Annotated in this window: 12 protein-coding genes; 9 read left to right on the top strand and 3 right to left on the bottom strand. The window is 70.0% G+C overall.

Features of this window, described 5'->3' with window-relative positions; genetic code table 11:
• Positions 1 to 8: 8 nt before the first annotated feature.
• Complete coding sequence (locus tag CRV15_RS25975) at positions 9 to 1,181, bottom strand: NAD(P)/FAD-dependent oxidoreductase (RefSeq protein ID WP_003959519.1); 1,173 nt, start codon at positions 1,179 to 1,181, stop codon at positions 9 to 11.
• A gap of 85 nt (positions 1,182 to 1,266) precedes the next feature.
• On the opposite strand from CRV15_RS25975, the gene CRV15_RS25980 reads away from it, so the two are divergent.
• Positions 1,267 to 1,653, top strand: a complete 387-nt coding sequence (locus tag CRV15_RS25980) for a YjbQ family protein (protein WP_003955344.1) — start codon at positions 1,267 to 1,269, stop codon at positions 1,651 to 1,653.
• A gap of 213 nt (positions 1,654 to 1,866) precedes the next feature.
• On the opposite strand, the gene CRV15_RS25985 is transcribed toward CRV15_RS25980, so the two are convergent.
• Positions 1,867 to 7,272, bottom strand: coding sequence for a sacsin N-terminal ATP-binding-like domain-containing protein (locus CRV15_RS25985; protein ID WP_003955343.1), 5,406 nt, complete (start codon positions 7,270 to 7,272; stop codon positions 1,867 to 1,869).
• Positions 7,273 to 7,644: 372 nt separating this feature from the next.
• Here CRV15_RS25985 and CRV15_RS25990 point away from each other — a divergent pair, with 372 nt between their 5' ends.
• The 8 genes from CRV15_RS25990 (at position 7,645) to CRV15_RS26030 (ending at position 22,407) form a co-directional block, all read left to right on the top strand.
• On the top strand, positions 7,645 to 8,640 hold the full coding sequence (locus CRV15_RS25990) for a hypothetical protein (RefSeq protein ID WP_003955342.1): 996 nt from the start codon (positions 7,645 to 7,647) through the stop codon (positions 8,638 to 8,640).
• A gap of 557 nt (positions 8,641 to 9,197) precedes the next feature.
• Complete coding sequence (locus tag CRV15_RS26000; protein ID WP_003959515.1) at positions 9,198 to 10,754, top strand: TIGR02677 family protein; 1,557 nt, start codon at positions 9,198 to 9,200, stop codon at positions 10,752 to 10,754.
• Positions 10,751 to 12,064, top strand: a complete 1,314-nt coding sequence (locus tag CRV15_RS26005; RefSeq protein WP_003959514.1) for a TIGR02678 family protein — start codon at positions 10,751 to 10,753, stop codon at positions 12,062 to 12,064. Before CRV15_RS26000 ends, CRV15_RS26005 begins: the two co-directional genes overlap by 4 nt.
• The gene (locus CRV15_RS26010) at positions 12,061 to 16,194 is read left to right on the top strand and encodes a TIGR02680 family protein (RefSeq protein ID WP_009995335.1); all 4,134 of its coding nucleotides are present in this window, start codon (positions 12,061 to 12,063) and stop codon (positions 16,192 to 16,194) included. The genes CRV15_RS26005 and CRV15_RS26010 overlap by 4 nt, the downstream gene beginning before the upstream one ends.
• A complete protein-coding gene (locus tag CRV15_RS26015) occupies positions 16,191 to 17,498 on the top strand; it encodes a TIGR02679 family protein (RefSeq protein WP_003959513.1) in 1,308 nt (435 codons plus the stop codon). The genes CRV15_RS26010 and CRV15_RS26015 overlap by 4 nt, the downstream gene beginning before the upstream one ends.
• A 456-nt stretch (positions 17,499 to 17,954) precedes the next feature.
• Positions 17,955 to 19,649, top strand: a complete 1,695-nt coding sequence (locus tag CRV15_RS26020) for a hypothetical protein (RefSeq protein ID WP_003959512.1) — start codon at positions 17,955 to 17,957, stop codon at positions 19,647 to 19,649.
• A gap of 269 nt (positions 19,650 to 19,918) precedes the next feature.
• Positions 19,919 to 20,341: a hypothetical protein gene (locus CRV15_RS26025; protein WP_230864092.1), complete on the top strand. Its 423-nt coding sequence runs from the start codon at positions 19,919 to 19,921 to the stop codon at positions 20,339 to 20,341.
• On the top strand, positions 20,338 to 22,407 hold the full coding sequence (locus tag CRV15_RS26030; protein WP_003959510.1) for an Hsp70 family protein: 2,070 nt from the start codon (positions 20,338 to 20,340) through the stop codon (positions 22,405 to 22,407). The genes CRV15_RS26025 and CRV15_RS26030 overlap by 4 nt, the downstream gene beginning before the upstream one ends.
• A gap of 288 nt (positions 22,408 to 22,695) precedes the next feature.
• Here CRV15_RS26030 and CRV15_RS26035 read toward each other — a convergent pair whose 3' ends face one another.
• Entirely contained in the window at positions 22,696 to 23,463 is a 768-nt protein-coding gene (locus CRV15_RS26035) for a hypothetical protein (protein ID WP_003955334.1), read from the bottom strand.
• Positions 23,464 to 23,558: the final 95 nt, after the last annotated feature.

A 23,558-nucleotide genomic window follows, 5' to 3' on the forward strand; every position in this document is an offset into this window, starting at 1 on the left:
CTCCTGTCTCAGATGATGTGGGCCTCCGGACGCGGGGTGCCGCCGCCCGCCCGGAACCGGTCCGCCGACAGCGGGCCGACGTCCACGAACGGCCGGTGCCCCAGCAGCAGATCGCGCATGATCTCACCGACCGCGGGCGCCTGGAGGAAGCCGTGCCCGGAGAAGCCCGTGGCGTACCAGAAGCCGTCGACCTCCGGCGAGCGGCCGATCAGGGCATTGCGGTCGGGGGTCATCTCGTACAGCCCCGCCCAGCCGTGGCGCACCTCCAGCGCGGCCAGCGCGGGCGCCCTGCGCCGGGCCGCCGCCCGGAACGGCTCCAGCCACTCCCTGCTGAACCCCCGTCCGAAGCCCGCCTCCTGCCGGGGGTCGGAGAAGCCGAGGGCGAGGCCCCTGGCCCCGTCGCCGTGGAAGTACAGCGTCGAACCGAGGTCGAGGGTGAACGGGATTCTCGGCGGCGCGGGGGAGAGGGGCCCGGTGAAACCGATCTGCCGCCGCAACGGGGTCACCGGCAGCTCCACACCCGCGAACGCCCCGACCGCCGCCGACCAGGCCCCGGCGGCGCAGACCACCGCACCCGTGCGGACCGCTCCGCGCTCCGTGCGCACCGCCCGTACGGCCCCGTCCGCCACCTCGATCCCGGTCACCGCGCACCGGGTCCACACCCGCGCGCCCAGCCGCCGCGCGGCCTCCAGATAGCCCCGGACCGCCGCGGGTGGCAGGGCCTGACCGTCCGCAGGGGAGTACGCGGCGGCCAGCAGGCCGTCCGGCCCCGCATAGGGACACAGCTCCCGCGCCTCCCGCGGCCCCACGATCCTGCTGTCCACCCCGAGCGCGCGCTGCACACCCACCGCGCGCTCGCACAGCTCCACCTCCTCCTCGGTGCCGAGCAGAAAGAGATAGCCGGTGCTGTCCACCCCGACCTCGGCCCCGGGCCGGGCGGCGAACTCCCGCCACGCCTCCAGACTCCGCTGCCCCAGCGCGATGTTCAGGGGGTCCGAGAACTGTGCCCGGATGCCCCCGATCGGTTTCCCCGACGACCCGGAGCCCGGCTCGTCGCGCTCCACCACCAGAACGTCCCCCGCCCCGGCCTCGACCAGATGGAACGCGACCGACGCGCCGACCACACCCCCACCGACCACCACGACATCCGCGCCCGCCGCCCCCGGACCACCCTGCCCCATGCGCGCCGCCCGTCCTGTCCGTCCGGTCTTCCTGCCCGCCGTGCGCCCGTGTCGCACGGCCTCCCGCTCGGGGGAGGATGCCCGCATGGCACCCTTCACCACCCGACTGCTCACCCTCACCACCGGCACCGAGGAAACGGTCATCGACCTCACCGCCGCCTGCGAGGACTTCCTCCGCTCCACGGCCGAGGCCCGCGACGGCCTCCTCAACGTCTTCACCCCGCACGCCACCACCGGCATCGCCCTGATCGAAACCGGCGCCGGCAGCGACCACGACCTCCTCACCGCGCTCCACACCCTCCTCCCGGCCGACGACCGCTGGCAACACCGCCACGGCACCCCGGGCCACGGCCGCGACCACGTCCTCCCGGCCCTGGTGCCGCCGCATGCCACGCTTCCTGTCCTCGGGGGGCGTCTTGAGCTGGGGATGTGGCAGTCGGTGTGCCTCGTGGAGTCAAGGGGTAGCAACTGAGACAACCCGTACGGCATGTCGCACGTAAGGCTGGTGCCGTTCTGCCGGCCATATTCGGCCAGGGCATCGCCACGGCCGGGTGTGTCAGGCGAAGACGGATGCACGCGACCAGTTGTCGAGAGCCATCGGCTTCGGATCCGGGCGGTGTCGGCTGGCGCAGGGATGCGGTGGGCCCAGGCGTGTAGTGGCTGTGGGGGATGGATCGGTTGCACCTCACAGCCGGTAGGCGAAGCGGAGCGCGCCACCCTCCTCGCGGTAGAGCCCCCGACCGCGCTCGCTGAACGGATTCGGCAGCATTCGCACCTGCCGGTGCTCCGCGTTCAGTACCGAGGTCACTACCAGGATCCGCCAGCGGTCACTGCCGCTGTACTTCTGCGCCGCCCGTACCTCGGTTTCGCCGAGCTCGATCTGCCCGCCCGGCCCCTGGGTGGCCTTGACCTCGTACAACCGCGGACTCCTGCCGGAGCCGACCTTGAAGTCGTAGCCGAGGCTGTCGTCTCCGGCGGGCCCGGGGAAGATGTGGGCCCGGTTGCCGGAGACCCAACTCGTCTCGTCGGTCGCCCGGTCCTGCTCGCGAAGCCATTGGTACGCGTACCACTCGCCCACGAATCCGATCGCCGAGCGCTGGGCCGACGACAGCCCGCGTTCCCCGTCGACGCGCATGCCGGGCCGGCCACCCGAGGAGCCGGTCGCCCTCCGGGGCGGGATCGGCCTCAGCGCGGCCCAGCGCCTGCGGGCACTGCCGCTGGGGGGCAGGTCGGGTTGCAGAGCGCGGTGCAGCTCCGACGCCAGCTCGGTGAAGTCGCCTGACTCGATGTCGAAGTCCCGCTCACCAATAGAGATGATCCGCTTGCGCTTGGCCCGTTCGGCGCGGGCCTGCTCGGTGGCGTTCCGTACTCGGTCCAGCTCGGCGGGAGTGAGCCCGTGCGCCTGGGGCTCTGAGGAGGCAGCCATGCCGGCCGGCCACTGGCCCAGGGCCGCGAGCCAGCCGACGACATCGTCGGCCGAGAGCTCGCGGAAGTCGAGCGCGCCCGCCTCGTCCAGCAGGGCGGTGATCTCCTCTACGGCGGCCGCCTTCGCCAGCGCTGCGGGTAGCGGCCTTTTCGCGGCCTTGACCAGGGCGACCAGGTCGGGTGTTGTCTTGGCTACGATCGCGTGGTTGTGGCTGCGCAACCTGTCCATGGCGGCAAGCCGTTCGCCCTTGGTCGGGGCGCGCGCACTTAGACGGGCGGTGAGTGCCTGCTCGACGAGGGCCCGCAGGAGGCCGTCGTCGGCGGTGTCGACGGTGAATGCCCATTCTTCCGGAGCCGTGATCCATTTCAGGGAGCGGGTAGCGGGCCAGTCGGCGATGAGTCTACGGGCATCGAACTCTTCCCGACGGGCCCAGCGCAGCCGGTCGATGAGGACGCCGCGACCGAAATCCACGTGCCGACGTACGGCCTCGTTGTGGGCCTCCGCGTGGCTGATCGGGCGGTACTGGGGCGCAAGCCCTGCCAGAGTGCGGTTCAGGTCCGCGAAGTCGACTTTGGCCAGGGCCCGGAGGCCGTCGATATCTCGCGCGTTGCGCGCGGCCTCGATGAGCTGCGCGGCGGGCAGGGGAAGGGCGTCCGCGTACGGTGTGAGGCGGGCCAGGAACTCCCGGGCGTCGGCCGGAGCCGGGTCCGTGAGCTCCCTCGCCTTGTCGGCGCCGAGGGCGTGTACGAGGAAGGGGTGGCAGCGCTCCAGTACGCCCGTGAGGGACCCGTCCAGGCGGTGAGCGGTCTCTCTGACCTGGTGGACGGAGAGATCGAGCACCGCCGCGAGCTGCCGCTCGGTCGGCTCTTCGAGGGATGCGTGCCCCCGCTCCAGCTCGCGGGCGGCGAGCTTGAGCGGGACGGTGTACTCCGGACGGTCCAGGACCTGGCTGACTGCGTAGCCGATCCGGGCCACGAAGTCCCAGGAAAGGGGCAGGTCCGGGGTGAGGATCAGAGGGTGGGCGGGGTCGGGTAGAGGGAGCATGCCGTCCTGCCGTTCCGGGAGTTCCACGGCGGCTCCGTCGAGGGTGATCTTCAGCGAGACGTAGCGGTGGATACGGACTCGGCGGACGGCGGCGACGAAATCGGTGAGCTCGGCGTCGGTCGGGCGGCTGCCACGGGGCGGATGGTCGGCCAGGACGCCCACCGCGAGTGGAAGCCAGGGTAGCTCGTCGACGAGCGGTGTTCCGAGCCCTTCGGTAGTGCCGGAGGTTCCGACGACGGTAGTGCCGGAGGTGCTGACGATTTCGACCGACAGGTCAGCGTCGTCGGCGTGCCGTATCGCGTCCGGGCAGCGGTGGCGGAGGATGCCGGCGACTTCAGCCGCCGCCCCCGGAACCACGAGCAGCGGAAGCTTGAGCTCCCTGGCCAGGCGTGCCTTCAGATGGTTCCGATCCCCGGTGACGTACAGCCGTACTGAGCCGTCGAGGAGCGTAGCGAAGTCGACCGCGATGAGCTTCTTACCCCGCTCTGCGAGCAGGGCCGAGCCGATGAGCGGCTCGATCGAGGCCGTCTGCGCGGCCAGGTTCTGCCAGGCGCGCTCGTTAGCCCGCTGAAGGGCGGGCCGGTCCCCGTCGTCCACGGCATCCGACTTCACCAGCTCGCCCAGGGTGGCGATGAGCCGGGCGCTGTCCCTGTGGTCGCCCCAGGTCGGCAACCCGGCATCGCGCAGCCGTCGCAGGACCTGATCGTCCTCCAGCAGGGAGCGGAGCTCCCGCAGGACGGTCGGGGCGAAGGCCGGCTCCTGCTCAAGGGTCGAGGGGGCATGCCACGCTTCGTCCGGCCGGACGAAGCGGATGGTGCCGCCACGGCCTCGCACCGGGAGCCAGCGCTGGCCGCGGATGAAGGCGGACAGAGGGGTCGGGACGTACTGCGTATCCTTGTTGCCCGTCCGGTCCCGGTTCCAGACGCTGGTGAGGTGAGTGTTGTTCCACCGGGCCAGGCCGTGCAGGACCAGTCGTGCATAGGCGATCCTGCCCGGTTTGCTCAGCCGCCCGGCGACGTCCTGGCCCGGTAGCCGGAACGCGGGGGTTCCGACGTACGGGGTGTACGGATGTGCGACACGGCTCCTCGCGCGGTCGATGAACGGCCGCCACTGATCGGCGACCTCGTCAGACACCTTCGCCATGCTGATCAGTTTGCTCGTGGTGAGTGTGCCGCCCTCGGCCTGCGTCTCCGCGCCGGAGGACACCAGGGGGAGCAGTCCGTCGGTGACGCCGAGATCGCTGAGGAACTCCCGCCACTCCTCCCGGGTTTCGCCCCGCCTTAGGAAGTCCTCGGGTGGCGCCACGAGTCGCTCTGCCATGAAGCGGAGGCCGGCCGAGGACTCCCGGCCCTCGGCCACGACGGAGGCGAGATCGTCGCCGTGGGTCCCGGTCCATCCGGCCCCGAAAGCGGCGCCGGCCGCCTTGATGGTGGGGCCCTCGGCAGAGGGAACGTATAGCCCCAGCGGACGCAGTTGCAGAGACTGTGCGGATTGCCTCGACCGGTAGAGGCGGAACACGAAGCGGAGGGCCTGCTCGCGCAGCCGCGTCGAGTTGCTTTCGGTGAGCGCGCGGCGGACGTGGTCGAGCAGGCCGGCGGCGTCGAAACGCCGGACGAGCCTGAAGCGTTCCAGAAACAACCGGGCTTCCTGGCGCCGTACGTGGCCTTCCTCCTCCACCCAGTTCAGCCCCGGGTGTAGATAGAACATGCGCTTTTTCAAGGCGTCGGGCACGGCCAGGCCCTCGTCGCCCGCTGTCTCGCCGCGAGCCGGCTGGAAAAAGGCTTCCCGCCTGGCCGCCTTGCGCCGCGACCCGTCCTTTGTGCCCGTGGCAGAGCCGCCGTTGGCGGGCCGGAGCTTCCCGTCGTCCGCCAGCAACAGCTTCCTGCCCTGCAGTACTCCGCCCTCGTCCTTGAACAGCAGGGCGAGATCGGCGTAAACGCTGTTCCAGTTGTCGACGGGCGCATCGGGGGCGGGCAGCGGCAGGGTCCCCACGATCTGCTCGGCGTGGTCCGCCCGCTGCTGTGCCGAGGGCTCCAAGGGGCACTTGAGCGCCTCGCACAACCTCGCGAGACGCTTCAGGAGCTTGGCCCCGACGGCCGGATCCGCCACGGCGATGCCGACCGCCCCGGCCGCCTCGGCCGTGAGTACCGACAGCCCGAGGTCAGGCCAGAGCACGGAATCGCGGGGCGTGCCCCAGGAACCGTGTGGGGCGTCCCGGTTCAGGAGTGGTACGACGGAAACGTCCGCGAACTCAGCCCCGTGCACCTGATGCGCCGCTTCGCGCAACAGGTTGTGGGAGCGCGGCTCGTGCTCCCAGGTCACAAGGTCGACCGCCAGCCTGCGGTCTGAAGGCCGGTCTCGCTCCCGCAGCGCGGCGGCTGCCGCCAGAGAGGTCTCGGCGGCCGCCGCGAACAGCATGCTGTTTAGCGGGTGCTCCCGGTCGAGGGCCGTACGGTCCACCTTCGTGAAGAACGGTGCGTTGAGGTGCCCGCGCAGGGGGGCGGCGGCGTCCTCGCCCAGCGGGAGGAAGGTGTAGATCCGGCCACCGCGCAGCGACTCGGTGCCGTCGAGGGGCAACGCCACCTCTACCACAGCCGGTTCCTTCCAGTCACCCCACGAATCATCTAGCTGCCCGAGCTCGGTGGCCGCCTCGATCGTGCCGCGCAGCCGTGCTACGGGGACGCGGCCTCTAGCCACGAGGTATGCGCCCAGTGAGCCGAGTTCGACACGGGCAAGGGAGACGGTCGGGACGGTCCGCGCGGCACCGGCATGTGCGACGTGTGCCTGGGGCCGGACACCGGCGGTCCCCAAGGGCACTTCATGCCGGGTGAGCTCCGTACGCTGGGGACTTTTGCCACCTCGCCGTTCGATGAGCAGTCGGTTGAGCCGGTCCAGGAACAGCATTACCGGGGCCTTCGCGGCACCGAGCTCGTCGAGGCGCCGAACGGCCGCGCGTCGGGAGGCCTCGTTGCGCAGTGGGATCCTGATGACCGTCACATGACCGTCGGCGGCCAGCTTCTTGCAAGTCGGGGGTACGTCCGAGAGAGGGAAGGGGACCTGGAAGGGCGGGAGTTCCTCCTCCGCTTTATGTACGAGGTCCTCGTCACCAAGCAGCACGCGCAGGTCGTCCCGTACCGCGAACCGGAAGCAGTACCCATCCAACACAGCCAGGCCCTCTCCGGCCGTGCTGGCGCTGTAGACCTCCGGGGCATCCGTGATTTCCAGGATGCTGCGGAAGCCGACACCCTTGTTCCCGATGCCTTCGCCGACGGTCTTCTCGCTCCGGGCGAGCTTGCAGACGGCCTGGATGCTGGCCCAGGTGAAGGGCGTGCCACCGTTGGCCACATAGAGCGTGCCGTGCGTCCCTTCGTCCTCGTCGAGCAGGACGTGCACACTTCCGTCGTTCCGGCCTCCGCGGTGAGCATCGTGGCCGTTCTGGAGCAGCTCCAGGAGGAAGCGGCCGGCGTAGTCGCGCGCGTTGCTGTGCGATGCTGCGCGCAACTGCTGGGCGGGTTGCCATACCTGCGTGGACTGCCACTCCTTGAGCACGGTCTGCGCGTAGTCCCAGAGCTCGCGCGCCCACGTACCGCTTGGGCCGTCCTCGTCCGTCTTACCGGCCATGTCCCCCTGCTTCCATGATGATCTCAGGCAGACCGTAGCGCGGGGTCGCCGGCTGCGCAGCGCTGTCCGGGAACCGGAAAGACGTCGGAGCCGCGGCTCGGTAGACCTGGGGCTCCGACGTCCTCTGGGAGTGCGGTTCACTTCCAGTGCGTCGCCGTCCTTCCTGGCCGCGCATGGGCGACAACCCGCTTGCGGTGCGCAGGGCATCCGTCTAGCCTGCGGGCAGGAATGGAGCCTGGGACGGTACCTGGGCCACCCCCGGTCATCTTGAGGTACGGAGCGTCGGAACGCGCCCTCGCCACCACCTCTTTCCCGCTTCTGTGCACCTGTTCTGTCCGGCCGTAGTGTGCCGAACAGCCGAAAGGCTTTTCCTTGACCATCTACTCTCAGCACGCCGCCCGTGGGAAGACGCAGATCCTGGCGACCTACCAAGGTCCGGACGGCGTCGTGTCCAAGACCGTGACGAGTCTTGCGGAGCCTCGCCTCGCGGTTCCGGTCGTCGACGCCCTCAACCGGATCTCCGCCTTCGCCACCGTCCCTGTCAGCATCCACGACCGCCGGGAACGGCGTGTGGGCCGCTACCCACGCACACACCTCGCCGCGCTGACCGACCCCGCCGCCCGCGCAGCTCTTCTCGGCGGCGCCCACAGTCTGTGGTACGAGTACGTCTGCCTGCGGCTTCACCAGGCGCTCGTCGACCTGGAAAGTGCCGTGTCGGTTCTCCCCGACACGGTCAGCAGGGCGATCCGATCCGAACTGGAGTCAGAGAAGCACGGGTTGCAGGCAGGACTCGCGGAATTCTCGGGAACTTCCTCGGAGGGTGATCCGGAGACCGAGCGCTGCTGGGAGTTCGGGCACCCCTTCGTGAAGTACGACGACGGGCTGGACACGCTAAGCGACAAGACGCGCGAACAACTCGACCGACGTGAGTCGGGACTCACCTCGGAGGAACGGGAGAAGGCGGTCGCCGCCCTCCGGGTACTGGTCACCGCCCACTCCCAGGGCGGCGACGAGTGGGCTTCACTCGACGACCCCAGCTGCCGCCTCTTCACGGAGCCGTACGACTCCGACGGCTTCTACCTGACGATCGAAGCGCCAGAACCAGACGACGACGAGACCTCGTGGGAGATCGAGGTCAGCCGTTGGACGCCGGACGATCCCGAGGAGGAGCCCGGGAACCACACCAGCGCGACAGGCCACACCGTGGTCGGCTGCACCCTTCCGGTCCCGCCGACCGCCGAGGAGATCGCCCACTTGCTGAAGTGCGCGGACGAGAACCCGCTGCTGCTCGCCGAGTGGGCTGAGACACCCGCGGGAACAGCACTCTCAGGGACGGCGATGGTGGTGACCGAACGCTACGACTTGTGATCCGGGTCGGCAAGAAGCCGTGCCGTGCCGCTGGTGTGATGGGCTGGGGACGGCCAGCCACTGCATGCCGAGCGGATGCTTGCCGTGCTGGCCACCCCGCGAGGTGACGGCCACTGCTGGTCGGCGTGCGTTGCCATCCGGATAGGCTGGCAGTTGCCCTAACGGAGGTTGGCGGACACGAACAGGAGCAATACCAACCGTCAGGTCAGGTTGTCGTTCCTGGGTGGCATCGGCGACGCCTGACTGTACGGGCCATGTCCGGCCGCACCAACTGCCCGGGCCGTGGTGCGTGGCCGCGTCGGGTACTCACGCTCCCTGCGGCTTCGTCACCGATGTGCGGTCGCGGTGCGGGCCTGCCCTACCGCCCGGGCAGCAACGTACTCGCCTCCGGCATCCGGGGCGCGCAGAGCCTTGTCTACTCGTTCGAGAGCACGGAGTAATCCTCGGCCCTCACTGCCATGAGAATGATGGCAGCGACGCGAGAACGTGATTTCGGACCGCCCCTTAACGTGGGTGGCGAAGTACCGCAGGGGTGGCGGAGGAGGGGACGTACCAGCATGTGCAGGGTTCCGCCGGAGATGTTCCGGTTCATTACGGGGGAGACGGCCGACTTGAACGGGGCCGTGCTTGAGGCCTTCGGGGTGGCCGGCGAGCATTTGGAGACCGAGCTCGGGCTCGACGGCGTACGGGAGCGGCTGCGTGCGGTGGGCTGGGTCTCGGACCTCCAAGACGAGGAACTGCACGAGGCGCTGAAACGGCTGGTGAAGTGGGAACTCCTCGACGTGGTTCACAACCACGCCCAGAACTACCGCACGGCTGAGGAGTACGAGCGGCGCAACCTGCACTACTCGCTGACCCGCCGGGGGGAGGCCGCGCTCGCCGGGGTGCGACACGCCCTGGAGGTGCTGGCTTCCACAGGGGCGCTGCAGACCGCGGTGCTGGAGGCGATCGCCGACCGGCTCGACGAGCTGACCGTGCTGTCCGGCGAACATTCCGCGGCCGACCGGCGGATCTTCAGCACCCTGCGGGAGCTGGAGGGCCATCTGGAGAGCCTGGTGGAGAACACCAAGGCCTTCAACGGCCAGTTGCAGAGGCTCCTTCGCGCCGAAGGAGTGGATCTGGACGTGTTCCGTGAGGTGAAGGCCGCCACCGTCGCGTATATCCAGGAGTTCCTGGTCAATCTCGACCGGCGCGGCGAGACGGTGGCCGCCGCTGTGGCCCGCGTGGAGGAGCGGGGCATCGCGGTGCTGCGTGAGCGGGCCTTGCGCGGTGCCGAGCTGCCTCCGACCCCGGGAGAGGACCCGGCAGCCGGCTGGCTGGAGAGCCGACGGGCGCGCTGGGCGGGGCTGAGGGCCTGGTTCCTGCCGGACGGCGGGGCGCGCCCCCGGATCGAGCAGCTGCACGACATCGCCCGGCGCGCCATCGTCTCCCTCCTGCAGGTGCTCGAGAGGATCAATGAGTCCCGGCGCCGCCCCTCCAGCGTCGTACAGGACTTCCGGGAGCTCGCGCGCTGGTTCGCTGCGGCTCCCGACGAGGAGGACCTGCACCGGCTGTGGTCAGCCGCCTTCGGCCTCGGCCCGGCCCGCCATGCCCACCTCGCCCACCCGGACCCGGAGCTGATCCCCTCGTCCCACTCCTGGTCCGACGCGCCGCCCGTAAAGGTGTCGGCCCTGCTGAGGACCAGCGGACGGACCGAACGCTTCACTCGTACGGCCAAGGTGCGGGACGTCACGGAGGTCAGGGCGGAACGCGCCGAGCGGGCCAGGGCTGAACGGGCGGAGCTGGCACGCGCCTGGCAGGCGCTGGAGACGGACGGCCCCGTGCGGCTCTCCTCCTTCAGAGCCCTCGATCCCATGGTCTTCGACCGTCTCCTCGACCTGCTGGGGCGGGCGCTGGCCGCCCGACGGGACGCGGACGGCCGACGACGGGCCACGACCGGGGACGGCCGGGCGGAGGTGGTGCTGTCGCCGCCCCCCGACGGGCGCACCGCAGTACTACGTACCGCGCAGGGGACGATGACAGGACCGGACTACGTCATCCACATCACGGCCGTGGGCGGGGCTATCTCCTTCCCGGCAGTCCGCTCCGCCACGGGACAGGAAGCCGCAGGATGAGCACCCTCGCCAACCAACTGGCCTCCGCCGAACGGGAGGAGGTCGCCCGTGCCATCCGCCTCCTGCTGGCCCGCCCGCTGCTCACCGAGGCAGCCGACCCGACCGGTTTCGATTTGGTGCGCCGCCGCCGTGACCCGCTGGCTCGTTGGTTCGACTACACCTGCGGCTGGAGTCTGGTTGTGGAACCCCGCCGAGGCTACGCCCGCCTCACCAAGGTCCGCGTCAGCCCCGACGGCTCCCGCCCCGCTCGCCGCGCGCGTTCCGGCCGGGCCCCGTTCGACCGCCGACGGTACGTCCTGCTGTGCGTGACCGCCGCGGAGCTGCTGTCGATGCCGATGACGACCATCGGCATGCTCGCCGACCGTGTCGTCCAGGCCATGGCGGCCGACCGCGCGCTGGCGGGGTTCGACCCGGTCCGCCGGCCGGAGCGCATGGCGTTCGTCGACGTCCTGAAGCTGCTGGAGTCGTACGACGTACTGCGTGTGGTGGATGGCACGACCGAGACGTACGTCGACTCCGCGGAGGCGAAGGTCCTCTATCGCGTGGACAACACACTGCTCATGCGGCTGCCCGCCGCACCGGTCGGCGCCTCCCGGCTCGCCGTGCCCCAGGAAGAGGTGCCCGCGCGGTTCGAGGACCTCCTTGCCGGCCTGGTAACGGAGCGCCGCTACGGAGGCGCTTCTGCCGACGGGACGGCCGACGACACGCATGCCGAGACCGCCGCGACCACGGATGCCCAGCGCAATCTGCAGTTGCGGCACTCGGTGCTGCGCCGCCTCTTCGACGACCCCGTGCTCTACCGAGCCGACCTCGCCAATGACGAGCTCGCTTACGTCACCTCTTTGACCGGACGCCAGATCCTGCGCCGCTCTGTCGAACAGGCCGGTTTCCTCCTAGAGGAACGGGCGGAGGGCTTTCTACTCGTCGACCCGGACGCTATCGCTACCGACGTCCGTTTTCCCGATGACACCTCCACCGCCCGAGTCGCCGCGCTACTCCTTCTCTCACCGCTCTGCGCCACGCCCGTGGGCCTGTTGCCCGAGCAGCTGGCCGAGGCCGGAGCGGAGTTGCTGCGCCGCTTTCCGGGTTGGGCCAAGGCGTACCAGTCGGAGGAAGGCCCGGCCCGCCTTGCCGACGACGCCGTACGGATCCTGCTCGACGTCGGCTTGGCCTGCAGGGCCCGAGACCGTGTCATCGCGCGACCGGCCGCGCACCGCTACCGCCTGACGGAGACCACCGGCCCAGCTCCGAAGAACGATCCGCCAGCCGTGGCCGCCACCGGCAGCGCCGGAGAAGGAGACAAGCAGTGAGCGTGACGGAACTCCCCCTCCAGCGACGGCCCGAAGAGACCATCGATCCGTCACCCGTTCATGACGCGGACACCGGTCGCGGACGATGGCGGCCCCATCGTGCGGGCATCCTCAACGTCTGGCGCTACTACGACGAGACCTTCACCTTCCACCAGGGTCGCCTGCTGCTGCGCGGTCAGAACGGCACCGGCAAGTCCAAGGCCCTGGAACTGCTGCTTCCCTTCCTCTTCGACGCCAGCCTCCGCCCCAACCGTCTCTCCACGTTCGGCGGTTCGGAGCGCACGATGCACTGGAACCTGCTCGGCCAGGGAGCATCCGGCAAGACCCGTGTGGGGTACGTGTGGATGGAGTTCCGCCGCGTCGGAGACGACGGCGCTGAGCACTGGTTCGGCTGCGGAGCCCGCTTGCACGCGAGCGGGCACACCACCACGGCGCACGCCGACTACTTCACCACCATCGCCCGGATCGCCCACCCCGACGGGGTCCACCTCGTCAACGACACCGGACAGCCCCTGACCAAGGCGGCCCTCACCGAAGCCCTGCGCGACCGCGGCGAGGTGCATCCGTCAGCCACCGACTACCGCACCACCGTGCGGCGCGAACTTTTCGCGGGCATGGGTGAGCAGCGGTACGAGTCCCTGCTCTCCGCCTTGCTCCAGCTTCGCCAGCCCAAGCTGTCCGAGCGGCTCGACCCCTCCCTCCTGTCCACCCTGCTGTCCCGGGCGCTGCCCCCGCTCGGCGAAGGAGAGATCACCGAGCTCGCTGAGGGCTTCGAGCGCCTGGACCGGCAGCGGGACCACCTCGACCGGCTCGACGCCGAGGTGACGGCCGCCGAGAACGTCGCCTCCCGCCAGCGCGCCTACGCCCGCCGGGTCCTGCGGGCCGGTGCGGCAGCACTGATCTCTGCGACCACCGAGATGGACGACCTCACCCGGGACGCCCGCGTCAGCGCCCAGGAATACGAGAAGGCGTGCGAGGAGCGCGGCTCCACCCTCGCCCTGCGAGAGGAGCTGGATCTACGGGCGCACGCCTTGGACGAGATCATCGAGGGGCTTAGGGAGAGCGACGCCTACCAGAAGGGGGAAGAACTCGACCGGCTCCGCCGCGGTACCGAGGAACAGGTCGCCGCCGCCGCCGAGCTGCGTACCGCCGCCCGGTCCGCCGAGTCCGACGCGGAGGAGGACCGGAAGCACGCCGACGACGTCGCGGGACACGCCCGCTCGTGCGTCGAGCACGCCCGCGCGACAGCGGACGAGACCAACCGCTCGGCCCGGGCCGCAGGCATGGAGTCCATTCACCACGAGGTGAAGACGATTCTGGACGCGGAAGGGGAGGTGAAGTCCCTCGGCAATGGGACGGCGAGCACCCCGGTCAGGACAGGGAGCAGGCGGTCCGATGCTCCTGGCGCCGCCGCCCGTCGGCTGCTCCGGGGCGCGGTCACCGCCCGACGGGAGCAGGTCGCCGACATCACCGACGCGATCGACGCCCACGACCGGGCGGTACGCGACCGGGGAACCGCCGAGGGCCTGCTGGACGAGGCCCGCACCCGGCTCGCGGACGCGATCGCCCACCGCGACACGGCCGCCACCGCCGGAGACAACGCCCTTGCCGCCCAGGCGGAACGGCTGCTTGCCTGGGCCCGGAACTGGACGGAGATGCGCATCGCCGACCTCGATGAACTGGCCGCCAGGGCGGCCGTCGAGGCAGACGTGCGTGAGCTGGTCGAAACGGTCGCACGACCGCTGGAGGAGGAGATCACCACTGAACGGGCCGCATTCCGCACCGCGCAACAGGGGTTGGAGCAGGAACGGGACCTGCTCGATGCGCGGAGGAGCAAGCTCAGTGGCGAGACCGATCTCCAGCCCGTCGCTCCACCCACCCGCACCACCGTCCGCACGGCTGCGGCGGGCGCGCCACTGTGGCGGCTGATCGCCTTCCACGAGAACGTCCCGCTCCCCGTACAGGCCGGAGTGGAAGCGGCACTGGAGGCGTCGGGCCTCCTGGACGCATGGGTGAGCGCATCCGAGGGGTTCACCCTTCCTGGGCACGACACCCGTGTCGAGGTCGGCCTCGCCACGACCGCCCCCGGCTCCAGCCTGCTGGACGTGCTGAGGCCCGAGGAGCACATCCCCGTACTGGCCGGCACGGTGACCCGCATCCTCGCCGGTATCGCGTATGGCACCCCCCTGCCCGGCGGGCACCCTGTGGCAGTCTCCTCCGACGGCACCTGGCGCCTCGCGCCGGCCACGGGTTCCTGGAGCAAGCCGGAGCCCGCCCATATCGGAGCCCTCGCCCGGCAGCGGGCCAAGCAGCGTGAGAGCACCGAACTGGCTGAGCTGATCGCCGAGAAGGACGCCTCCCTGGCCACTCTCGCCGACCGGCTGCGGGAACTCGGCGCCCGCGCCGCCCGGCTGGCGGACGACCGGTCCGCCCGGCCCGACCACCGCGAACTCGACGCCTGCCGACGGGACTGGGACCAGGCAGAGGAGAAGGTGGCCGCCCGGGACGACGCCGTGCGCTACGCGACCGAGCATCTGGCCGCACGCGAGGGTGACGTGGCCGGCGCGCTGCGCACACTGAGCCGCAGGGCGGCCGAAAACGGACTGCCCACGGACCGCGACCGGCTGCGCGAACTCGGCCGCGACATGGAGAGGTTCCGCGACCTCGCCGATACCTGGACGGACGCCCGTATCGACGCGATCGCGGCCGCTGAAAGGGCTGAGGAGACGGCCGCACGGGCGGACCGGTCACGCCTTCTCGCCGAGAAGCAGGCCGCCGACGCGGCCGCTGCGGAAGCGAAGGCGGCTGGGATGACGGCACGTCTGAAGGCGGTGGAGGAGACGGTCGGCGCGGACTACCGGCAGATCGTCGCGCGCGTTGCGGAGACCCGTGCCGAACGGGTCCGCTGCGGCAAGGAAGCCCGCCAGGCAGCCGAGCTCCTCTTGGGCCTGGAAGGCCGCATCGGAGAGCTGAGGGCCACCAGTGGCCAGGACGCCGACCGGCAGGAGAAGGCAGTCGAGGCCCGCGACGGCGCGGCGCGGCGGTTCCGGCACCTGTGCCTGGTGGGTCTGGCCGAGGACGCGGGCGTCGTACCCGAACTCGACGCCGGGGACGGTACCAAGGCCACTCTGGAGGTGGCGCGCGCCATGGCGGCACGGTGGCCCCAGGTCCCGCATGCCCCGCGCCACCTCGGCGACGCCGCCACCCGCCTCTCCGAAGCCGTCCACGAGGCCCGCCGCCACCTCGGCGTCCGAGCCGACCTGGAGCTGGAGCCCGACGACGACATCCAGCTCTTCACTGCCACCCTGGAGGGCGTCCGCGTGGGGGCGACCGGTCTGCTCGCCGTGCTTACCCAGGAGCGCGACCGCAGCGGCGACGACATCAGCACCGCCGAACGGCGCCTCTTCGACCAGATCCTCACCGGTGACATCCGCCGCCACCTCGCCGCCCGCATCCGCCGGGCCGGCGAACTCGTCGCGCACATGAACGGGCACCTGGAGCGGGTCCGTACCGCCTCCAACGTTGCCGTCCAGCTAGTCTGGGACGTCCGCCCCGACCTCCCCGACAGCACCCGCACCGCCCGCCAACTGCTCCTGAAGGACCCAGGCCGGGTCACCGAGTCCGACCGGGAGGCCCTGCACGCCTTCTTCCGTGCCCGCATCGAGGAGACCAAGGGCAGCGACACGGCCGCGAGCTGGGAGGAGCACCTCGGCGAGGTGCTCGACTACACCGCCTGGCACACCTTCACCGTCCGCCTCGACCGGGCCGACGGGAGCGGCTGGCAGCCCCTGACAAAGCGGCTGCACGGCGCGCTCTCCGGCGGGGAGAAAGCCATCGCACTGCACCTGCCCCTGTTCGCCGCCGTGGCCGCCCACTACGAGGACGTGCCCCTGGCACCCCGCCCGATCCTCCTCGACGAGGTCTTCGTCGGCGTCGACACCGTCAACCGCGGACAGGTCTTCGCGCTGCTCACCGCACTCGACCTGGACCTCATGATCACCTCCGACCACGAGTGGGGAAACTACAGGGAGCTGCCCGGCATCGCCGTCCACCAACTCCTGACCGACGGAGACGACGCCGTCACCAGCGCGCGCTTCGTCTGGAACGGCACGGGAATGGAGGAAGGATGACCTTGCAAGACCACCCCGTGTCCGGCGGGCTGACCTCTCGGGAGCATCTTGCCTTGGGCGACGCGCCCCTTCGCCGCCCCGAACTCCTTGCCGTCTGGCAGACGGTCCACGACCGTCTCTCCTCCGGCCGCCCCGTCACACGCGTACGCCTCGGACCTCTGGACGAGACCCAGCGCGAAGCCCTCGCAGACCTCCTGGGCCTGGACCGCCTGCCGGACCCCCGGCCCTCCGTTGCCCTGGCGTGCCTGGAGGAGGCCGTCACCGAGCTCTCCGGCCGCACCGTACGAGAAGTCGTCGCCGAACTCATCGGCCCACTCGGCGACAGAGCCGGTGAACGCCGTCGCCAGGAGGACGAACGCGCCGGTCTGTGGGCCTGGCTGGCTGGTCACGACACGGTACGGGCGCAGCCGGTGCTCACCGACTGGGCTGCGTCATGTCGAGCCGCAGGACTGGTCGGTGGTTCGACGGAGCGCACCCGTACGCTGCTCATCGACGCGCTCAAGGTGCTCGCCGAGCTACCCGGCCAGGCCGAACCTCTACCAGTCTTCGCCGCCCGAGTCCTGAACGGTCACGCGCACGCTCTCGACGACGGCACACCCGTCTCCACCCTCGTCCTGCGTGCCCTGGCGACTCTGTACGACATTGCACCGCCGCAGTCCGCGGCGGAACGGCGCGCCCTGTGGTCCCGCGCCGGTGTCGCCGACGACGAGCTGTCCGCCACCGTCATCGCCGGCGGACTGCGCCCTGTCGGCGACGGCCTTCTCGCCCGTGTGGCCCGCCTGTGTACCGAGGCCGGCCAGGCCGCCAGCCTGACTCTCGCCCACGTCAGGAACCCGGGCGAGCTCACCCTGCCCGCCACCCCTGCCTCACTCGTCGTCCACGTAGTGGAGAACCCCAGCATCTTGGCTCTGGCCCTCCGTCGCTTCGGCTCCAACTGCCCACCGCTTGTCTGCACGTCCGGCTGGCCCAACAGCGCAGCTATCCAGCTCCTGCGCCTACTCGCGGACCAAGGCGCTGCTCTCCGTTACCACGGTGACTTCGACGGCGAAGGCATCCGCATTGCCGCATACGTCATGGAGAAAGCAGGGGCGCACCCCTGGCGCATGACGGCGGCAGACTACCGATCCGCGATCGTCCGCAACGCGCACGGTCCTCGACCTGGGCGCATCACCGGAGCACCGTGGGATCCCGAGTTGGCCGAAGCCATGGCGGGGCACGACATCGCCGTGGTCGAGGAGCTGGTAGCCGATGTGCTGTTGGAAGATCTCACTGCTACGACTCGTCAGCGACACCCCTCCGGCTGACCCTTCACTCCAGACGATTGACGGGCCGTAGGCCGGTGTTGGACCGTGGTGATGTCGACTGTTGTTTTGCGTGGCCCAGTTTCTATGACGCATCACATGGAGCGTGGCACCAGGTGGCTTTGGGAGTCGTCCTAACGGAGTTGGCGGACACCAGCAAGGGCAAATCCCACCGCAAGGTTCGGTTGAGCTTCTTCGGTGGGTGAGCCGAGTCGGCTGCACCACAGTCGCGAAGTCCGGCTGCGCCAACTGGACGATCGAGCCGCGTACCCGAACCTGCTGGTGGGTCGTCGGAACACGAGGGGACGGCGGTTGGAGTTACGGGAGCCTATTCGGGTTTCTGCGTAAGGGCCAAGGCGCGGGCCGTGCCCGCTGAGGCCGCTCATCGTCGATGGCCACAAATCGCATGAGCCCGTATGGATTGTCAGATCGTGCGGATAGCCTGTCGGGGTGTACGAGATGACGGACCCGGTGGCCGCTCGGCAGGCGGCGAAAGCGGCTGAGCGAGAGCGCCTGAAACGTGCGCGTGAACGCAGGGAGAACCAGGGCTCATCCAGCGTGAGCAGCTTCGTTCAGCGCAAGTGGCGTTGGCTCGGCGTCGGGGACGGCGAGGCGGTCGAAGCCGTCCTGGCCATGCTCACGGAGGCAGTGGCGGCCACCGGCCTGCCCGAGGCTGAGCGGGCGATCCTCACGCAGGCCATCGGCGGCGATCCGGACCGCGACAGCCTGCTGCCCGCCGTGCGCATGGGGTTGGGCCTCCTGTCGCCGGAGTCGGTCCTCGGTCATCTGCGGAGCCTCTGGGCCGGTGGTGTGCGATGGCTCAACGAATCGGGCCTGGAGCGGTGCAGGGTGCTGTGTTCAACGGCGCCCGCCCTGGAACTGGTCGGCAAGCGGTCCCACGCGCTCTCGGGCGGACCCGCCTTCAGCCTCTTCGCCACCGCCTGCACACGCGGCGCGATACCCGTGCCGAACCGGTTCCTCGACGAGCTCCTCGAACGGGCGCCCCTGTCCGTCATCGACGATCTGGTCGACCACGGCGGCCTCATGCCTGAGGACGCGCCCTGGACCAGACGGGATGAGCAGGAGGGCCTGTACCTGCGCGCCCGTCTCGCCCCCTCGACGGTCAGCGGTGAGCAGGCCGAATGCCTCGCCTGGCAGACGTACCTGCGACGGCAGTCCTTCCTCGGTGACGACGATCTCGCCCGACAGGAGCCGGACGACGTGTGGGACCTGCTGTACGACGTCGTCATGGACGGCGACGTGACGGCCGTGGACGCGCTCGACGCGGCACTGCCGCGGCCGCAGCAGATCGAGCTTCGCGACCTCAAGTCGGGTGCGCTGTCGGGGCAGTGGCCGCCGCGCATGACCGAGGATAGGGGACTCTGGTTGCTGATGGCCGCTCTGTGGCGCCCGCAGGGCCTTGTCGACGCCGGACGGAGCCCGTTCTACGCCCTTGTCGCACTGAACCGCGCCTACGACCTCGTGAAGGCCGGTGACCTGGAGGCGGCGGCCCAGCAGGCCCGGTCCCTCACCAGGGACAGCGTGAGCAACCGCAGGGTTCCCGCGGAGCTGGCCGAGGAGGCCAACGCCCTCGCGGCATACGTGGCCGCGAGACAGAGCGAGCGGCTCGAGTCGCGCACGGAACGGGACAGGCTCCTCGATTCCGCCGAGGAGTACGCCAGTAGAGCCGCCGCGCGGGGAGGGGCCGCCGCCGAACGCAACCTTCGGCTCCTTCGTGCCTGGAGAGGGACGAGGAGGAATGACCGTGGCCCGTTCGGTAATCCCTTCCTCGACATCGGCTTGGATCACGGGGCCGGAGGGTGGGAGGAGCGCTGCCGGGACATCTTCCGGGAGCGCGAGGGGGACGCCAGGGCCCAGTCGGAGCTGAACATGGCCGAGGAACGCATTCGTGACGCACTGCGCGGCGAGGTGGGCTGGGACGTCTTCTACCAATTGCCGCTCGACCGGTCACGGTACGTCGTGCCCTCTCAGGTGCCGAACCATCTGGTGCCCCCCGTGGAGGCCCTGCCGCGCCGGACCGCACTGACGAGCGGCGGCGAGCTGGAGGCCATACGCGCCCGTGCAGCCGTGGAGCTCCTCGACGACTTCCGGACCACCGCGCCGCGCCTCGACCGCCACAGCTCCCCACGATGATCGCTTCGGCGTAGTCGCCCTGATCCACCGTCCGAGCCGAACGAAGCAGAGCAGCCCTGATGCCTTCCAAGAAGAAGACTCCCAAGAAAAAGCGGGCACACCGCTCGTGCCCCGCGTGCGGGCAGATGCAGCCCGGGGCACGGGTCTCGCCGTCACCGAACAAGCCGGGAGGTCTGAAGCGTCGGCGGGAGCGGCACATGGGCGCCCCGGCCGAGCCCGCCGAGACCAGTGTCGTCAAAGCTCCGCCGCATCCTGCTCCGATCGACGCGATGACAGTCATCCAAGGTGTGGCGGCCTGCGTTTCGGAGGCACTGGAGGCTGCCGGAGCCGAGGGGACACCCCCGGCCGGTGCGCTCACCGCAGCGGTGCGCCGGGCGGTCCTGGACGAGTTCCGCACACGCGCTCAGTTCGCCGGACGGCTTGCCGAGATCGACGCGCTGCTCTGGTCCCGGGCCGGGGACAGCCGCGAGACCGTCGGGGGTGCGATGGCGGCTCACCTGCGGGAACTGCGACTGCTGCGGGTCACGGAGCCGGAGGAGAGCGACCGGTTCGTGGTGACCGAGGGAGAGGGGGACGCCTTCGAGCTGCTGAGCCCTGCGTACGTGGACGAGTTGACGGGGAAGGTCATTCTCGCGGGGCAGCTCCGGCGCATCACCGGACCTGCGGGCGCGAAGGCGGGGGAGGAAGCATGACGGCCACCGGAATCGACTTCGGGACCACCAACTCGGTCGTGGCTCAGTGGAACGGCGAGTACGTCGAGATCCTGGAGATCGGCGGGCAGGGTCTGGACGCGAACTGGAGGCGCGAGGGGTTCGAGCTGCTCTACCCGTCGGTCGTCGGTACAAGTTCCCTACGGCCGGGCACCCTGTTCGGCTGGGAGGCGAAACTCCGCTCCGAGCAGGCAGTCGAGGCGTGCAAGCGGATGCTGCGAGAGGAGCCCTTCGTCCAGCTGGGCGGTGAGCGGTTCGCCGCGACCACTGCGGCGGCCGGCGTCTTCCACGCCATCGCGGGCGCGGCACAGGAAGAGGCCGCCACCGAGATCCACGACGCCGTCATCACCGTGCCCGCCAACGCGACCGGTGCGGCCCGTTACCGGACCCGCGAAGCCGCGCGTGCCGCGGGGCTCACGGTCCGCATGCTGTTGAACGAGCCGACGGCGGCGGCGATCACGTATGCCCACGAGATGGAGGTCGACGGCGAGTTCCTGGTCTTCGACTGGGGTGGCGGCACGATGGACTCCACCCTCCTCCTGCACGACGACGGGTTCTTCGACGAGAAGGCGAGCAGGGGAGTCAACCGCCTAGGCGGCCTGGAGATCGACGCTCGGCTCCGCCGCATGGTCCTGGACCGGGCGCCGGTGCGGGGGCGTTGGAGCGATTCCCAGAATCGGATGTTCGCCTTGGAGATCGAGCGGGCCAAGATCCTCCTCTCCCATCAGGAGTCGGTCCGCGTCCTGACGCCCGACGACATCACCGTCGAGATCGGGCAGGACGAGTTCTCCGAGGCGATCCAGGACCTCATTGACCGGGCCTTGGACCCGGTGGAGGAATGCCTGGAGCAGGCCCGGATCGACCCGCGGGGCCTCACCGCGGTACTGATGATCGGCGGCAGCAGCCAGATCCCGGCGGTGCGCGCCGCAGTCTCGGAGGCGCTCGACTGCGAGCTCGTGGACACAATCATGTGCGACCCGATGACTGCGGTGGCCGAGGGAGCGGCCATCTGCGCCGCAGCCATGGACGAGGAGCTGAAGAGCACCATCCGTGTGGTGAACACACATGCCCTGGGCACCATCACCAAGGACCGTGAGGGCAGACGGAAGTTCAGCGCACTCATCGGCCGAAACCAGCGCCTGCCGCAGCAGCGTGTGAAGTCGTACGAGCCGACGAAGGACAACCTCAAGAGGTTGACCGTGGAGGTGTGGGAAGGAGACCCGGACCGCGAGGTCGACCACCCGGACAATGTCAAACTGACCGACCTGATCCTGACCTATCCCCGGCAGTGCAGAGCCGAGGACGGTGTCTTCGACTTGGAGTACGCCTACAGCAAGGAAGGGCTGCTGACGGTCCGGGCGACTCTGCAGAAGACCGGTGAGGTGGTCCTCGACGGCGAGGTGAAGGTGTTCGGGGACGGGAACGTGCTGCCGGAGGTGAGGAAGGAACTCGACCGGTTGCTCGCCCTTGCCCCGGCCGCCCGAGCCGTGACCACGCCGACTCACCCCCAGAGGGCGGGCGCCGACGGCCGGAGCAACGGTGTGGCCAAGCCCGCCCCGCCTCGTTCCGCAGCCCCGACGGCCGCAGCGCCGGCTGTCGCGCCGCCGCTCGTCATCGACGGATCCAACCTCGCGTGGAACGGGCGGCCTCCGCGCACGATGGGCGGCAAGCCGAGTTTCGCGGCACTGCAAGCCGCCGTGCGGTCGCTGCGCTTCAAGCACCCCGACAGCGACATCCACGTCGTGGTCGACGCCACCCTCCGTCACGACGTGTCGACCGAGGAACGGCCTCTCGTGGAGGCGGCCATCGCCGACGGCAGTGTGGTGCAGCCCCCGGCCGGAACCGAGGGCCGCGGCGACGCGCTGGTGATCAGCATCGCTCACGAGGTCGGCGGGCTCATTGTCTCCAACGACAACTTCGCACCGTTCCAACGGGCGAATCCGTGGCTGCGGGGCGCGGGGAGGGTCATGGGAGCGACTCACTCACAGGGCGTATGGGTCTTTAACCGGCGCGTACCCAATCCTGCGGCGCCTGCTCAGCGGAGGTGACATGTTTGGGCGAACGCTCGCGGCCGACGGGGGTCTGGCGCAGGTTCGGGTGACAGGTTAGGTCAAGGGCGGCAGCTACCCTTGTGGTTGCCTTAACGGAGGTTGGCGGACACCAACGTCGACAATGCCGAGCGGCAGGTACGGCTGAGCTTCCTCGGCTGACCTGCATCGCGGCCACGGCTCCCCTGAACGGCCGGTACCCGGCCCGGAACACGGTGGTTCCGGGCCGGGTACCGGCCGTGTCGCTGTTCGGTTGTGCCGTCTGTGCCGTCTGTTCCGTTGCCGGGGTCAGATCTGCGGGGACGGGTGGGGCGGGGAGACGTCGAAGGACGAGTGGGCGCCGCCCAGGGCCCGGGACTCGGGGAGCCAGGAGGAGATGATGAGGCTGGTGCGGTCCATCAGCGCGGTGGTGTCCAGCTCCTTGGGGAGGAAGCGGCCGAAGGCGTTGAGCCGCTCCAGGTACTCCAGGCCCTGGGAGACGGCGACCGCCGGGTCGGTGTCGCCGGACTTCTCGGCGACGGTCAGGATGCCGATCTGCTTCTCCTCCGGCTGGAACATCAGCCAGATGCTGGACAGGCCGCGGGCCTCGGCGTCGTCGCGCATGGTCTCCCACACCGACTCCAGCAGTTCGGCCACGTTCTCGTTGGTGTAGGAGTAGCGCTCGAAGCGGTTGACGTGGTGGGCGGTGGCCATCGGCTTGAAGTCGTGGGCGCCGGTGACCCGCCAGTAGTGCTTGTCCACGCCCGGGAAGCGGGACCAGAACTTGACGCCCGGCTCGGGGTACAGCTCCTCGTTGGTGAAGTGGTTGTAGTCGAGGACGTTCTCCCAGGTGTCGAAGAGGTAGCGCCCGCCGATGTACTTCACGCCGGTGGCCGGGTCGAAGCGGAGCGGCGTGTACTTGTGGCGCATGCCGGGGCGGATGTCCATGTTGGGGCGCTCGCGCTCCAGCATGTCGGCGATGTCCTGGGTGGAGTAGCGGTCGTCCAGGGGGAAGTCGGAGGTGAAGGCGGCTTCGGCCTTGATCGGGCCGGTCGCGTAGCCGCGGACGTCGGTCATGACGGTTGTCCCTTTCCTGCGTACAGCACGGGGGTGGGAGGGGCGCGGAGCACCACTCCGGTAACCGGACCACCCGGTCACGTTGTGAACCGTAC

Origin of the sequence: Streptomyces clavuligerus (assembly GCF_005519465.1) — a bacterium.
Lineage (GTDB): Bacteria > Actinomycetota > Actinomycetes > Streptomycetales > Streptomycetaceae > Streptomyces > Streptomyces clavuligerus.